Genomic DNA, 13,422 nt, shown 5'->3' with positions numbered 1-13,422 from the left:
TTTTTAATCCTTGCTTCCAACGCTGGTGACTGGCAACCTTGGAGGCTGTTAACCCGTAAGGATCGACAATGCGTCACTACGAAATCGTTTTTATGGTTCACCCGGACCAAAGCGAACAAGTACCTGGTATGATTGAGCGTTATACCGCTTCTGTTACAGAAGCAGGCGGTCAAGTTCATCGCTTAGAAGATTGGGGTCGTCGTCAATTAGCCTACCCAATCAACAAACTTCACAAAGCACATTATGTGTTAATGAATGTAGAAGCGCCTCAAAGCGTAATCGATGAGTTAGAAACTAACTTCCGTTACAACGATGCCGTTCTTCGTAACTTAATCGTTCACACTAAATCAGCAGTTACTGAAGCATCACCAATGGTGAAAGCAAAAGATGAGCGCAGAGCGCCGGAATCTGTTGTAGAAGTAGAAATTGAAGCTGAGGATGCAGACGAGTAATTCGTCTATTGATAACTGTTTAATCTTAAGCGGTACTGTCGCGACAACGATTAAACAAAGCCTAAGCCCGATAGGTATTCCAACTTACTCTTTTTACTTAGAACATCGTTCAGTGAAAAAAGAAGTGAATTTAGAACGCCAAGCGTGGTGTAAAATCCAAGTGGTTTTAGCAGGCAATCAATTTAGTTTTATAACCCAACAAATGAAGGTCGGTGGGAAAGTTCGAGTAAAAGGATTTATCCATACTCACAAAGACTACAACGGTTTAAATCAATTAGTCTTACACACCGAACAGATTGAATTTATAGATTAGGAGAAGCCAAAATGGCACGTTATTTCCGTCGTCGTAAGTTCTGCCGTTTCACAGCGGAAAATGTTGTTGAAATCGATTACAAAGATATCGCTACATTAAAGAACTATATTTCAGAAAGCGGCAAAATTGTTCCAAGCCGTATCACAGGTACTCGTGCGAAGTATCAACGTCAATTAGCTCGTGCAATCAAACGCGCTCGCTACCTTGCGTTACTTCCATACACTGACAACCATCAGTAATAAGAGAGGAAGAGTACAATGCAAGTTATTTTATTAGACAAAGTTGCTCAACTTGGTACTGTTGGTGACCAAGTAACTGTTAAAGCAGGTTTTGCTCGTAACTACTTAATCCCACAAGGTAAAGCAGTTATGGCAACTGCAGCAAACATTGCTCACTTTGAAGCTCGTCGTGCAGAATTAGAAGCAAAAGCAGCAGAAGCATTATCTGCAGCACAAGCTCGTGCAGCAGCAATCGCTAACTTAGCAGCAATCGTAATCACTTCTAAAGCAGGTGATGACGGTCGTTTATTCGGTTCTGTCGGTGCGCGCGATATTGCTGAAGCCGTATCTGCAGCAGGCGTAGCCGTGACTAAATCTGAAGTGCGTTTACCGGAAGGTGCATTACGAACTATCGGCGAACACGAAGTGAAATTACACTTACACGCTGAAGTCAATGCAGTAGTAACTATCAACGTAGTTACAGAATAATCGAAAGATGAGTAAAAATACCCGGCGAATTGCCGGGTATTTTTTTGCTTTAAATTGATTTAACGCCAATAAGAAAAATACTACTCGTCTTTCTTACAGATATCCAATGTCGCTTGAATTAAGCGTAACGCAATAGTCCCTTTCGGCGGCAGTTCCGGTAAAGGTTCATCGCAATCAAACCATCGGGCATCGAAGATCTCTTCTTCCTGCAATTCGATTTCACCGCTGTCGTAATCAGCCAAAAAACCCAGCATCAGTGAATTCGGAAACGCCCACGGTTGGCTGCCGAAGTAACGAATATTTTTAATCTTAATTTTGCTCTCTTCCCACACTTCACGGTGTACGGCGTTTTCAACGGTTTCCCCCGCTTCGGCGAAACCGGCAAGGGTAGTATAAATCGTGCCTTTATGGCGAAGGTGGTTTGCCAATAAAATTTGTCTGCCGCGTCTGACCGCAACAATGATTGACGGGCTGATAGTCGGATAAGTGCGGTTACCGCAATTCGGGCAATGCAGTGCAAATTCGTTCGATGCCATCTCAAACGGTGTCGCACATTGACCGCAGTAACGATGCGTACTCAGAAAATGATTTAAAGACACCGCACGGTGCAATAAATTTCGCAAGGTTTCCTCCCGATATAATTGAGAGCGCAAATTCACGAATTCACGTTGTTGATCGCGTTCATCGGCGTGAACTAAAAAGACCGCATGTTGGCGGTATGTGCCGATTTCAATGGCGGAACGGTTTTCCAAACCGAATTGGTTTGCTTCACCGAACGGGATTTCGTTATCAATGAGAGAGAGGTCAAAATCACGGACGACAATCCAATAACCTTGGGGATTCATAAGCATACCTTTAATAAGTCAATATGGACGAATTATAAGCTAAAAACAACCCGATTGGTTTTTTTCTTTTAGAACCGAATGAAATTCGGTAGAATACGCAACCGTTTGCGTCGCTTGGCAAGCGGTCGGTTATCTTCAATATTTTGCAAATTGCGAAATCGTCTATTCAAACTCATGAGGAATTCGAATGAACATTTTAATTATCGGTAATGGTGGTCGTGAACACGCTTTAGCGTGGAAAGCACGTCAATCGCCTTTGGCGGATAAGGTTTTTGTGGCGCCGGGTAATGCGGGAACAGCTCTTGAAAAGGGGATTGAAAATATTGCCGTTGCTGCAACGGATATTGCCGCGTTAGTCTCCTTTGCCAAAGAAAACGATATTGGCTTAACCATTGTCGGTCCTGAAGCGCCGTTAGTTATCGGGGTGGTCGATGCGTTTCGCGCCGCAGGACTCACCATTTTCGGGCCGACTCAAGCCGCCGCACAATTGGAAGGTTCAAAAGCGTTTACGAAAGATTTCCTCGCCCGTCATCATATTCCGACGGCGGAATATCAAAACTTTACCGAGGTGGAACCGGCGTTAGCTTACTTACGTCAAAAAGGTGCGCCGATTGTGATCAAAGCCGACGGCTTAGCCGCCGGTAAAGGTGTGATTGTCGCGATGACGTTGAACGAAGCGGAAGACGCGGTAAAAGATATGCTTTCGGGCAATGCGTTCGGCAAAGCCGGTAGCCGAGTCGTGATTGAAGAATTTCTCGACGGTGAAGAAGCGAGTTTTATTGTTATGGTTGACGGTAAGCATGTCGAACCGATGGCAACCAGCCAAGATCACAAACGGGTCGGCGAAGGCGATAGAGGCTTAAATACGGGCGGAATGGGCGCCTATTCACCGGCACCGGTGGTGACCACGGAGATTCACCAACGCGTCATGGAGGAAATTATTTACCCGACCGTACGTGGTATGGCGGCTGAACATAACGAATATACGGGGTTTCTCTATGCCGGTTTGATGATCATGCCGAACGGTCAACCGAAAGTGATTGAATTCAACTGTCGTTTCGGCGATCCTGAAACTCAACCGATCATGTTGCGTTTGCAATCCGATTTAGTCGAACTTTGCCTGAAAGCGTGCGATGGCAAATTAGATGAAATACAATCTCAGTGGTGTGAACAGGCCGCATTGGGGATTGTATTGGCGGCAGAAGGCTACCCGGGCGATTATCGCAAAGGCGATGAAATCAGTGGCATACCGACAGCGCCTCAGCCGGGTGAAAAAGTCTTCTTAGCCGGTGTTGAACAGCAAAACGGCAAGCTTGTAACAAACGGCGGTCGGGTACTGTGTGCTACAGCGTTAGGTCCTAACGTATTGGAAGCCCAACAAAAAGCGTTAAAACTTGCCGAACAGATTCAGTGGCAAGGCCGTTTTTATCGACGTGACATCGGCTATCGCGCGGTAGCGAGAGAGCGGGCATAGCGGCTCTTCATTTACAAGCGGTCCGATTTTCGATGAAATTTGCAAATTTCCGTTGAAATCAGACCGCTTGTTGTTTTCAGATTCCCACTCACTGTAATTTCAAGTAAAATACTTCCGATTTTTGGTCAGAAAAGGAATATCTATGTCCACGCAATTTGTTTACACGATGCATCGAGTCGGAAAAGTGGTTCCGCCGAAGCGTCATATCTTAAAAAATATCTCATTAAGCTTCTTCCCCGGTGCGAAAATCGGGGTGCTTGGTTTAAACGGTGCGGGTAAGTCGACTTTATTACGCATTATGGCCGGGATCGATAAAGAGATCGAAGGTGAAGCTCGTCCGCAACCGGGGATCAAAATCGGTTATCTTCCGCAAGAACCAAAATTAGAGCCACAGCAAACCGTGCGTGAAGCCATTGAAGAAGCGGTTTCAGAAGTCAAAAATGCACTCACTCGTTTAGATGAAGTTTATGCGGCTTATGCTGATGAAAATGCGGACTTCGACAAACTGGCGGCTGAACAAGCTCAATTAGAAGCGATTATTCAAGCTCACGACGGTCATAATTTGGATAACCAGTTAGAACGTGCGGCAGATGCGTTACGTTTACCGGATTGGGACGCCAAAATCGAACATCTTTCAGGGGGCGAACGCCGTCGTGTGGCTCTTTGCCGTTTATTGCTCGAAAAACCGGATATGTTGTTATTAGACGAACCGACCAACCACTTAGACGCCGAGTCTGTGGCGTGGTTAGAGCGTTTCTTACACGACTATGAAGGCACAGTGGTGGCAATTACCCACGACCGTTACTTCTTAGACAATGTAGCTGGTTGGATCTTAGAGCTTGACCGTGGTGAAGGTATTCCTTGGGAAGGTAACTACTCATCTTGGTTAGAGCAAAAAGAGAAACGTTTAGCACAAGAACAAGCGGCAGAATCCGCTCGTCAAAAATCGATTGAGAAAGAGTTAGAGTGGGTTCGTCAAAATCCGAAAGGTCGTCAGGCGAAAAGTAAAGCGCGTATGGCACGCTTTGAAGAGCTTAACTCAGGCGAATATCAAAAACGTAACGAAACCAATGAACTCTTTATTCCGCCTGGTCCACGCTTAGGGGATAAAGTGATTGAAGTGAACAATCTCACCAAATCTTATGGTGACCGCACTTTAATTGATGATTTATCTTTCAGCATTCCAAAAGGGGCGATCGTTGGTATTATCGGTCCGAACGGTGCCGGTAAATCAACCCTATTCCGTATGCTTTCAGGTCAAGAGCAACCGGATAGCGGTTCAATCGTAATGGGTGAAACCGTGGTACTTGCCTCTGTGGATCAGTTCCGTGATGCCATGGACGACAAGAAAACCGTCTGGGAAGAAGTCTCAAACGGACAAGATATTTTAACTATCGGTAACTTTGAAATCCCAAGCCGTGCCTATGTCGGACGCTTTAACTTCAAAGGTGTGGATCAACAAAAACGTGTCGGCGAATTGTCAGGCGGTGAGCGTGGTCGTTTACACCTTGCGAAATTGTTACAAGCAGGCGGAAACGTCTTATTATTAGACGAACCGACTAACGATCTTGATGTAGAAACCTTGCGTGCGTTAGAAAATGCGATCTTAGAGTTCCCGGGCTGTGCAATGGTTATCTCGCACGACCGTTGGTTCTTAGACCGTATCGCCACCCACATCTTAGATTACGGTGATGAAGGTAAAGTGACTTTCTACGAAGGTAACTTCTCAGACTACGAAGAGTGGAAAAAGAAAACCTTTGGTGCAGAAGCAACCCAACCGCATCGTATGAAATATAAGCGTATTGCGAAGTAATTTTAAATTAATGAGGATAAAAATGGAAACCATCGAAAGAATTCAAAAACAAATCAGTGAAAACCCAATTCTACTTTACATGAAAGGTTCGCCGAAATTTCCGTCTTGCGGTTTCTCTGCTCGTGCAGTGGAAGCGGTAATCAACTGCCAAGTGCCGTTCGGTTATGTCGATATTTTAACCAATCCGGATATTCGTGCCGAGCTACCGAAGTACGCAAACTGGCCAACTTTCCCGCAATTATGGGTGGAAGGTGAATTAATCGGCGGTTGTGATATCGTGTTGGAAATGTTCCAAAAAGGTGAGTTACAAGCGTTATTAAAAGATGTCGCTGCAAGACATCCGGCATAATCGTTTTTGAAATAACAAGCGGTCCGAATTCGCAAATTTTTTGCAAATTCGGACCGCTTGTTTATGTGGATTAGAATAATTTGCTTAGCCAGCCTAATTTTGTACCTAATACATTGAAATAGTTGTAATCTTTTAAATGTAATAGTTTTAATTTGTCCGGGCTTTTTTGTACGATAATGCGATCTTCCGTATCAAACGGGAGTAAACGTTGGCTGTCACAACTGATGACCAAATTCGGTTGGTTGTATTTAGCAAAACGCAGCGAAATGACACTGTCGCCGTCCACTACCAACGGGCGGGATGATAGGCTGTGAGGGTTCATTGGAACCAATGCCATAGCGTTCATATTGGGGGTTAAAATCGGACCGCCGGCGGAAAGCGAATAAGCGGTTGAACCGGTTGGCGTTGAGATAATTAAACCGTCGGAGCGTTGTGAAAAAGCAAATTTGCCGTCAATATAGACTTCAAAATCAATAGTTCGAGCGATTTGGCTGGAATGCACCACCACTTCGTTCAATGCATTGTTTTTCTCAACCACTTTTCCGTTTTGTTCAATTTTGGCATCTAACAGGAAACGATCTTCAATAATAAATTCGCCGCATTCAAGGCTGCTATGCAGTTGCTCAAATGCAGTTTGCGGGGCGATATCGGTTAAAAATCCGAGGTTGCCTCGGTTAATACCGATTAACGGTACCCGATATTTCGCGAGTTGGCGTGCCATCCCAAGCATATTTCCGTCACCGCCGATCACAATGACTAAATCCGCCCATTCACCGATATCAGCAATACTCATTGGATTTGGCAAGCCGAGTTGATTAGCGATTTTGCTTTCCACTAACACGTTGTATTGCCGGTCTTTCAACCAATTATAAACTGCTAAGTGTGTTTCAAGTGCAATATCGTGGCGGGGTTTACCGACTATCGCGATAGTTTTAAATTTACGATTTTGAGTCATAGCATTTATCTGCGTAAATAAGATTTTTTATATAGTAGTCTTCTCGGTCGAATTTGTAAAATTTTAGCGCAAAATGACCGCTTGTCAGCTATCCCCACACCACCAATAATGCGGCGAGTACGATCAACGCTAAGCCGACTAAATCTTGCGTTTTTAAACGTTCTTTAAAAATACCGTAAGAAATCATCAACATGAACAAAATTTCAATTTGCCCGACGGTTTTAACGAAGGCAACATCGTTTAGGCTCATCGCATTAAACCAACCGAATGAACCTAAAAAAGAGAAAACGCTGGTCGTGACGGCTAATTTAGGGCGTTGTAGCAGTTTAATCAGCGTTTCTTTTTCGCGAATAGCCAAATAGGCGAGCAATATCACGGCTTCAAAGGTAATGACCGAAAACAGTACCCAAGCGGCAGAAAGTAAGTAATGGCTGTTGAGCTGTAAACTGGCTTCTCTGACCCATAAGGAGGTTAGGGAAAAGCACAAACCGCTGCCACAGCCGATGAGTAAGGTTTTCCATGACACATAACGCAAATTGGAAGCGCCGGTCATTAAAAAAATGGCAATTCCGCCGATAAGTACGCCTAACCAGCCGATCAGGCTGATTGTGGTGCCAAAAAACATCACGCCTAAAATCGCCGCCAATACCGCTTCGCTTCTTGCCAAACCAACACCGATGGCATAATTTTTGAGGTGAAAAAGTTTGACCATTAATGCAGTTGCTAAAATTTGTGCAATCGAAGCGCCGATAACATATAAGTAAAAGTATAGTGAAAAGGTCGGAAGTGTATAACTTGCATCGGTTTTATATAGAAAAATCAGATAGCTGAGAGCTAACGGCACGGCAAATAAAAAACGCGCTAAAGTAACGCCAAGCACCGGTACGCTTTGGCTGAGTTGCTTTTGGAATGCATTGCGTCCCGCCTGCATAGCCGCAGCAAGTAGGGTGAACCAAATCCACATCATCTGCTTTTCTCGTGATCTAATTGTGCGACGGCAAAACGTAATTGTTGCCATAACGTCTGTTGCTGTTCATAAAAAGCATTCCATAATGTGTCTTCCGACATTACACTGTCTTCGCCTTCGGTGGTTAAATCAACCTCTAGCCCTTGCTCGATTTGCTGGAAATAATCTTGATATTCGCCTTCAAAATAGAATTTTTCCAATGTATTGATAATTTCTGCGCTACGCTGCCAATCCGATTGTGCTTGTTGTAATGTAGGCTGTAGCTCAAGCCATTCACGATAGAGATGCTGGATTTGTTGGATACGTTGTTGAATTGTTTGGCTCATCAGGTATTCCTCTTTCAAAATGTGGCAAATTATAGCAGAAATTATGCACATCTTTAGCGAATTGAACAATATAACGGGTATTTGATAGCCAATATGAAGCTGGTAAAATTGAATCTATTTTTATCAAGTTAAACGTTGGAATAATATGCGCAAATGGCTTAAACCTCTTTTATTGTTATTAGGCGGAATGGTGCTGCTTGGGATAATCGGCTATAGTTTGAAAGTGCCTTATTTGTATCCTTACAGTCGTTGGTTGGTCGTTTCTCTCACCGAAAAAACACCGGAATTTTTGGATAATCCACTGCCGAATCAACGGTTTACCGATACGTGGCACAGCCCACGCGGTGGTGGTCGTAAACATGAAGGTTCTGATATTTTTGCAAAACGCGGAACCCCCATTTATGCCAATATTAGCGGTATCGTGGTGAAAAAAGGGCAAAATAGGCTTGGCGGGAATATTGTCAGCGTACTTGGCGTAGACGGCAGAGTTCACTATTATGCTCATTTGGAAGATTTCGGTGATATCGAAAAACATCAATGGATCGATAAAGGCACCATTATCGGTACGGTTGGCGACAGCGGCAACGCGAAAGGCACTCCACCACATTTACATTATGGTATTTACACTAAAACCGGTGCGGTCAATCCGTTTTTGTTGGTTAAACAGCAATAACGGCTCTTTTCCTCGTACAACTGATCGCTTACAAGCGGTCAGAAAACTGCTAAAATTTGCAAAATTTTCATTTCAACAGATATTCTATGGCTTTAATTAACCTTTCTAACGCCTATTTAGGCTTTGGCGATCATCCACTACTTGATCATACCGAATTACACATTGAACAGGGCGAACGTGTCTGTCTTGTCGGACGAAACGGGGCAGGAAAATCGACCTTAATGAAAGTGCTGGCTGGCGAAGTTCAGTTAGACGATGGCAAATTGATTTTTGAAAAAGATATTGTTGTCACCCGTTTAGAACAAGATCCACCCCGCCATATAGAAGATACTGTTTTCGATTATGTAGCAGAAGGGATCGCTCATTTAGCCGATCTTTTAAAGCAATATCACCATATTTCGCAACAAATGCTGACCGATTACAGCGATACGCTGATGTCGCAACTTTCTCAAGTTCAGGCTCAACTGGAACACGCTAACGGTTGGCAGTTTGAAAACCGTATTCAAGATACCTTGAAACTATTAGAGCTTGACCCAGAAAAACGGTTGTGCGAGCTGTCAGGCGGTTGGGTTCGCCGTGCGGCGTTGGCGCGTGCGTTAGTGGCGGATCCTGATGTGTTGCTGTTGGACGAACCGACCAACCATTTAGATGTGGATACGATAGCTTGGTTAGAAAATCTGTTGTTAGAGTTTAAAGGCAGTATTATTTTCATCTCTCACGACCGTGCTTTTATTCGCAAAATGGCAACTCGCATTGTCGATTTAGATCGGGGCAAATTGGTTTCCTATCCAAGTAATTACGATGTTTACCTTGAAACCAAAGCCGAAGATTTGCGTGTAGAAGCCTTACAAAATGAGCTGTTTGATAAAAAATTAGCCCAAGAAGAAGTTTGGATCCGCCAAGGGATTAAAGCTCGTCGTACCCGTAATGAAGGGCGTGTGCGAGCTTTGAAAGCCTTGCGAGAAGAGCGTAAAGCACGCCGAGAAGTACAAGGCACGGTAAAAATTCAGCTCGATCAGACCGCTCGTTCAGGCAAAATTGTGTTTGAAGTGGAAAATGCCAGCTACGAAGTGGCAGGTAAAACCTTGCTGAAAAACTTCAGCACTACCATTTTGCGTGGCGATAAAATTGCTTTTATTGGTGCAAACGGGATCGGCAAAACGACGTTGATTAAGTTATTACTTGGCGAAATTCAGCCGACGGAAGGGACTGTGCGTTGTGGCACTAAGCTAGAAGTGGCGTATTTCGATCAATACCGTGCAGAGCTTGATCCTGAAAAAACGGTAATGGATAACGTGGCTGACGGCAAACAAGATATTGAAGTCAATGGGGTAAAACGCCACGTGCTTGGTTATTTGCAAGATTTCCTATTTCCACCGAAACGGGCGATGACCCCAGTCAAAGCCCTGTCGGGCGGTGAACGTAACCGCTTATTATTGGCTAAATTATTGCTAAAACCCAATAACCTACTGATTTTGGACGAACCTACCAACGACCTTGATGTAGAAACCTTAGAACTACTGGAAGAGATGTTGGCGGATTATCAAGGCACTTTGATTATTGTCAGCCACGATCGTCAATTTATCGACAATACCGCAACAGAATGCTACATCTTTGAAGGCGAAGGGGTAGTGAATAAATATATCGGCGGCTATCACGATGCGAAGCAACAACAGGCGAATTATTTTGCCTCAAAAGCCCCCCTCCGTCCTGCGGACACCTCCTCTCGCAAGCAGGGAGAGGGGAAGAAGGTCAAACTTTCTTATAAAGAGCAGAGAGAGTTAGAAGCCCTGCCTGAAAAAATGGAACAGCTTGAAGCAGAAATTGAAGCCTTACAAGCCGAAGTGAATAGTGCGGATTTCTTTGCTAAAGATCCGAGCTATACGCAAACCCAGTTACAAGAACTGGCAGATGCTGAAATGGCATTAGAACAAGCGTTTGAACGTTGGGAAGCGTTGGAAAATATTAAGAATGGTATTTAATGCACGATGGAATGAATAGTTACTAATGATGGCTATAAGGAAAATGAATGAAAGATGAAATTCAACAAAAATTGAACCAAATTAACCAATCGGAGCACATTCACTTCTTATTAGCTGTAGAAAGTGGAAGCAGAGCATGGGGATTTCCTTCTCCAGATAGTGATTACGATGTGCGGGCGATTTTTATTCGTCCGCAACAAGATTATTTATCTATTGAAGAACCAAAATCGACGTTTGAATATATTGAAAATCAGTGGTTTGATGTTGGCGGATGGGATCTACGCAAGGTATTACAATTATTACGTAAATCCAATGCCGTATTATTAGAATGGTTTAATTCGCCTATTGTTTATCAACAGCAAGAGGCATTTGTCAAAGATATTTCTCCGCTTTTAAATGAATATTTTCAAGTGGCTCCCATAGTGCATCATTATCGTGGTATCGCAAAAAACGCATTATCGCAATTAGATTTAAATCACGAAATAAAATTGAAAAAATGGTTTTATGTATTGCGCCCGTTATTAGCAGCCGATTGGGCAGCAAAGAAAAAAACAATTCCGCCAATGAATATTTTTCAACTTTATCTAGATTTGCCGAATACTTTAAAAGCGGAAATTGACGGATTAATCAATTTAAAAGCAACACAACCAGAGAGCTATTTACATCAATTATCTTCAACATTAATTCGATTTACTCACGATATATATAACGAAATTGATAATTTGCAAATTATTCCTGAAAACAGACCGCTTGCAGTAGAACCTTTGAACGAATTATTTATAAAGACATTAAATAGAATAAGATGAACTTAACGATTCAAGATTTAAAAGATCAAAATCTGATTTTATTTGAAGTGATTTCAGGTAGCCGTGCTTATGGGCTTGATTTACCACATTCAGATACGGATATTCGAGGAGTATTTTATTTGCCGGATAATGCGTTATATGGTTTGAATTATATTCCGCAAGTTAATAATGAAACAAATGATGAAGTTTATTTTGAACTTGGGAGATTTGTTGAATTATTACTACAAAATAATCCTAACGTTTTGGAATTGTTAGCTTCACCTGAACATTGCATATTATATCGACATCCACTTATGGATTTATTAAAGAGTGATTATTTTATTTCTAAGCAATGTCAGCAAAGTTTTGCAGGATATGCCTTTGGACAAATAAAAAAAGCTCGTGGGTTAAATAAAAAAATTGTTAATCCTATTCCCAAAGAGAAGAAAAGCTTATTAGAATTTTGTTTTGTTCTCGAACAAGATAAATCCATTCCATTAAATAAGTGGTTGGTCGACTCAAATTTAAACCAAAAACAGTTTGGATTAGTTGCGATAGAACATGCTAAAAATCTTTATGCGGTATTTTTAGACCGAGATTGTCAGTTGGGTTATCAAGGCGTGATGAAGAATGAAGAAGATTCGGTTATTTTGAAAAGTCGGGTTGAGAAAGGCTTATCACCGGTGACTTATTTGATCTTTAATCAAGAAGGCTTTAGCAGCTATTGCCGAGATTACCAGTCTTATTGGCAGTGGGTGGAAGAACGAAATGAAGAGCGTTACAACAATAACCAAGCGCATGGTCAACAGTATGATTCAAAAAACGTAATGCATACTTTCCGTTTATTAGAAACGGCAAAAGAGATTGCATTATATGGTGAAATTCGTGTTCACCGACCAAATAGAGAGGCGCTATTGGCAATCCGTCGCGGTGAATTTACTTATGAAGAACTGATTTTGCGAGCGGAGCAACTCATGGCGGAAATTGAAGTACTGTTTGCTCAATCCGATTTACCTGAACGTGCAGATCGTGAACAAGCAATACAGGCTCTAGTCGCAATCCGCCGGCAATTATATCGATGAGAATAACATGACAAGAACAGATAACTACGAACAACGTTTTGGCGGAATCGGTCGCCTTTATACGCCTGAAGGATTAGCAAAGCTACGTCAATCACATGTGTGTGTGATTGGTATCGGCGGTGTTGGATCTTGGGCGGTGGAAGCTTTGGCGCGTTCAGGCGTGGGGAAACTTACCTTGATTGATATGGACGATATTTGTGTGACCAATATTAATCGTCAAATTCATGCTATGTCAGGCGAAATCGGTAAACTGAAAACCGAAGTAATGCAAGAGCGTATTGTCAAAATCAACCCTGAATGTGAAGTCACGATCATTGATGATTTTCTCACGCAAGATAATTTGAGTGACTATCTGCTGCGTGGTTATGATTATGTGATTGATGCGATTGACAGTGTGAAAGTCAAAGCGGCGTTAATCGCTTTTTGTAAGCGTAATAAAATCAAAATCATCACAACTGGCGGAGCGGGTGGGCAAACGGATCCGACCCAAATTCAGATCACCGATTTAAGCAAGACCATTCAAGATCCGCTGGCTTCAAAAGTGCGAAGCTTGTTACGCAAAGAGTATAATTTCAGCCAAAACCCGAAGCGTAAATTTGGAATTGATTGTGTGTTTTCAACTCAGCCGTTAATTTTTCCGAAAATGAGCGAAGGTTGTGAAGTGTCTGCTACGATGAACTGTGCCAATGGTTTTGGGGC

At 42.9% G+C, this 13,422-nt stretch carries 15 protein-coding genes and 1 pseudogene; 12 read left to right on the top strand and 4 right to left on the bottom strand.

What is annotated here, in order from left to right; all coding sequences use genetic code 11:
* Positions 1 to 68: 68 nt before the first annotated feature.
* The 4 genes and pseudogenes from rpsF (at position 69) to rplI (ending at position 1,472) form a co-directional block, all read left to right on the top strand.
* Positions 69 to 452, top strand: a complete 384-nt coding sequence (rpsF, locus tag ACEYJ7_RS10415; RefSeq protein ID WP_373779032.1) for a 30S ribosomal protein S6 — start codon at positions 69 to 71, stop codon at positions 450 to 452.
* A pseudogene (priB, locus tag ACEYJ7_RS10410) lies at positions 439 to 802 on the top strand (primosomal replication protein N). Before rpsF ends, priB begins: the two are co-directional and overlap by 14 nt.
* Positions 777 to 1,004: a 30S ribosomal protein S18 gene (rpsR, locus tag ACEYJ7_RS10405; protein WP_005598105.1), complete on the top strand. Its 228-nt coding sequence runs from the start codon at positions 777 to 779 to the stop codon at positions 1,002 to 1,004. The pseudogene priB and the gene rpsR overlap by 26 nt, the downstream one beginning before the upstream one ends.
* An 18-nt stretch (positions 1,005 to 1,022) precedes the next feature.
* Positions 1,023 to 1,472, top strand: a complete 450-nt coding sequence (gene rplI, locus ACEYJ7_RS10400) for a 50S ribosomal protein L9 (protein ID WP_373779031.1) — start codon at positions 1,023 to 1,025, stop codon at positions 1,470 to 1,472.
* An 80-nt stretch (positions 1,473 to 1,552) separates the two neighbouring features.
* Here rplI and nudC read toward each other — a convergent pair whose 3' ends face one another.
* Complete coding sequence (nudC, locus tag ACEYJ7_RS10395; protein ID WP_373779030.1) at positions 1,553 to 2,317, bottom strand: NAD(+) diphosphatase; 765 nt, start codon at positions 2,315 to 2,317, stop codon at positions 1,553 to 1,555.
* Positions 2,318 to 2,504: 187 nt separating this feature from the next.
* Between nudC and purD the strand changes: the two genes are divergently transcribed.
* The 3 genes from purD (at position 2,505) to grxD (ending at position 5,953) form a co-directional block, all read left to right on the top strand.
* Entirely contained in the window at positions 2,505 to 3,791 is a 1,287-nt protein-coding gene (purD, locus tag ACEYJ7_RS10390) for a phosphoribosylamine--glycine ligase (RefSeq protein ID WP_373779029.1), read from the top strand.
* A gap of 142 nt (positions 3,792 to 3,933) precedes the next feature.
* Positions 3,934 to 5,604, top strand: coding sequence for an energy-dependent translational throttle protein EttA (ettA, locus tag ACEYJ7_RS10385; RefSeq protein WP_373779028.1), 1,671 nt, complete (start codon positions 3,934 to 3,936; stop codon positions 5,602 to 5,604).
* Positions 5,605 to 5,626: 22 nt separating this feature from the next.
* Positions 5,627 to 5,953: a Grx4 family monothiol glutaredoxin gene (gene grxD / locus ACEYJ7_RS10380; protein WP_373779027.1), complete on the top strand. Its 327-nt coding sequence runs from the start codon at positions 5,627 to 5,629 to the stop codon at positions 5,951 to 5,953.
* A 70-nt stretch (positions 5,954 to 6,023) separates the two neighbouring features.
* Here the strand turns inward: grxD and ACEYJ7_RS10375 are convergent, their stop codons facing one another.
* The 3 genes from ACEYJ7_RS10375 to ACEYJ7_RS10365 form a co-directional block, all read right to left on the bottom strand.
* Entirely contained in the window at positions 6,024 to 6,908 is an 885-nt protein-coding gene (locus tag ACEYJ7_RS10375; protein WP_373779026.1) for an NAD(+) kinase, read from the bottom strand.
* An 88-nt stretch (positions 6,909 to 6,996) separates the two neighbouring features.
* The gene (locus ACEYJ7_RS10370) at positions 6,997 to 7,875 is read right to left on the bottom strand and encodes an EamA family transporter (RefSeq protein WP_373779025.1); all 879 of its coding nucleotides are present in this window, start codon (positions 7,873 to 7,875) and stop codon (positions 6,997 to 6,999) included.
* The gene (locus ACEYJ7_RS10365; protein ID WP_373779024.1) at positions 7,872 to 8,201 is read right to left on the bottom strand and encodes a DUF4298 domain-containing protein; all 330 of its coding nucleotides are present in this window, start codon (positions 8,199 to 8,201) and stop codon (positions 7,872 to 7,874) included. The genes ACEYJ7_RS10370 and ACEYJ7_RS10365 overlap by 4 nt, the downstream gene beginning before the upstream one ends.
* Positions 8,202 to 8,346: 145 nt before the next feature.
* On the opposite strand from ACEYJ7_RS10365, the gene ACEYJ7_RS10360 reads away from it, so the two are divergent.
* The 5 genes from ACEYJ7_RS10360 to tcdA all read left to right on the top strand — a co-directional run.
* On the top strand, positions 8,347 to 8,874 hold the full coding sequence (locus ACEYJ7_RS10360; RefSeq protein WP_373779023.1) for a M23 family metallopeptidase: 528 nt from the start codon (positions 8,347 to 8,349) through the stop codon (positions 8,872 to 8,874).
* Positions 8,875 to 8,960: 86 nt separating this feature from the next.
* Positions 8,961 to 10,856, top strand: a complete 1,896-nt coding sequence (locus ACEYJ7_RS10355) for an ABC transporter ATP-binding protein (RefSeq protein ID WP_373779022.1) — start codon at positions 8,961 to 8,963, stop codon at positions 10,854 to 10,856.
* A 47-nt stretch (positions 10,857 to 10,903) separates the two neighbouring features.
* The gene (locus ACEYJ7_RS10350; protein ID WP_373779021.1) at positions 10,904 to 11,662 is read left to right on the top strand and encodes a DNA polymerase beta superfamily protein; all 759 of its coding nucleotides are present in this window, start codon (positions 10,904 to 10,906) and stop codon (positions 11,660 to 11,662) included.
* The gene (locus tag ACEYJ7_RS10345; protein WP_373779020.1) at positions 11,659 to 12,723 is read left to right on the top strand and encodes a DNA polymerase beta superfamily protein; all 1,065 of its coding nucleotides are present in this window, start codon (positions 11,659 to 11,661) and stop codon (positions 12,721 to 12,723) included. Before ACEYJ7_RS10350 ends, ACEYJ7_RS10345 begins: the two co-directional genes overlap by 4 nt.
* 7 nt (positions 12,724 to 12,730) lie before the next feature.
* On the top strand, positions 12,731 to 13,422 hold a 692-nt coding region (tcdA, locus tag ACEYJ7_RS10340), incomplete at its 3' end, for a tRNA cyclic N6-threonylcarbamoyladenosine(37) synthase TcdA (protein ID WP_373779019.1).

Source organism: Glaesserella sp. (genome assembly GCF_041814905.1).
Classification (GTDB): Bacteria; Pseudomonadota; Gammaproteobacteria; order Enterobacterales; family Pasteurellaceae; genus Glaesserella.
This window is presented reverse-complemented; position numbering and strand designations above follow the sequence as displayed.

What these genes read in the sequence shown, in the direction of transcription:
- rpsF (WP_373779032.1), top strand. Translation starts at nt 69, where the DNA reads ATGCGTCACTACGAAATCGTTTTTATGGTTCACCCGGACCAAAGCGAA.
- rpsR (WP_005598105.1), top strand. Translation starts at nt 777, where the DNA reads ATGGCACGTTATTTCCGTCGTCGTAAGTTCTGCCGTTTCACAGCGGAA.
- rplI (WP_373779031.1), top strand. Translation starts at nt 1,023, where the DNA reads ATGCAAGTTATTTTATTAGACAAAGTTGCTCAACTTGGTACTGTTGGT.
- nudC (WP_373779030.1), bottom strand. Translation starts at nt 2,317, where the DNA reads ATGAATCCCCAAGGTTATTGGATTGTCGTCCGTGATTTTGACCTCTCT.
- purD (WP_373779029.1), top strand. Translation starts at nt 2,505, where the DNA reads ATGAACATTTTAATTATCGGTAATGGTGGTCGTGAACACGCTTTAGCG.
- ettA (WP_373779028.1), top strand. Translation starts at nt 3,934, where the DNA reads ATGTCCACGCAATTTGTTTACACGATGCATCGAGTCGGAAAAGTGGTT.
- grxD (WP_373779027.1), top strand. Translation starts at nt 5,627, where the DNA reads ATGGAAACCATCGAAAGAATTCAAAAACAAATCAGTGAAAACCCAATT.
- ACEYJ7_RS10375 (WP_373779026.1), bottom strand. Translation starts at nt 6,908, where the DNA reads ATGACTCAAAATCGTAAATTTAAAACTATCGCGATAGTCGGTAAACCC.
- ACEYJ7_RS10370 (WP_373779025.1), bottom strand. Translation starts at nt 7,875, where the DNA reads ATGATGTGGATTTGGTTCACCCTACTTGCTGCGGCTATGCAGGCGGGA.
- ACEYJ7_RS10365 (WP_373779024.1), bottom strand. Translation starts at nt 8,201, where the DNA reads ATGAGCCAAACAATTCAACAACGTATCCAACAAATCCAGCATCTCTAT.
- ACEYJ7_RS10360 (WP_373779023.1), top strand. Translation starts at nt 8,347, where the DNA reads ATGCGCAAATGGCTTAAACCTCTTTTATTGTTATTAGGCGGAATGGTG.
- ACEYJ7_RS10355 (WP_373779022.1), top strand. Translation starts at nt 8,961, where the DNA reads ATGGCTTTAATTAACCTTTCTAACGCCTATTTAGGCTTTGGCGATCAT.
- ACEYJ7_RS10350 (WP_373779021.1), top strand. Translation starts at nt 10,904, where the DNA reads ATGAAAGATGAAATTCAACAAAAATTGAACCAAATTAACCAATCGGAG.
- ACEYJ7_RS10345 (WP_373779020.1), top strand. Translation starts at nt 11,659, where the DNA reads ATGAACTTAACGATTCAAGATTTAAAAGATCAAAATCTGATTTTATTT.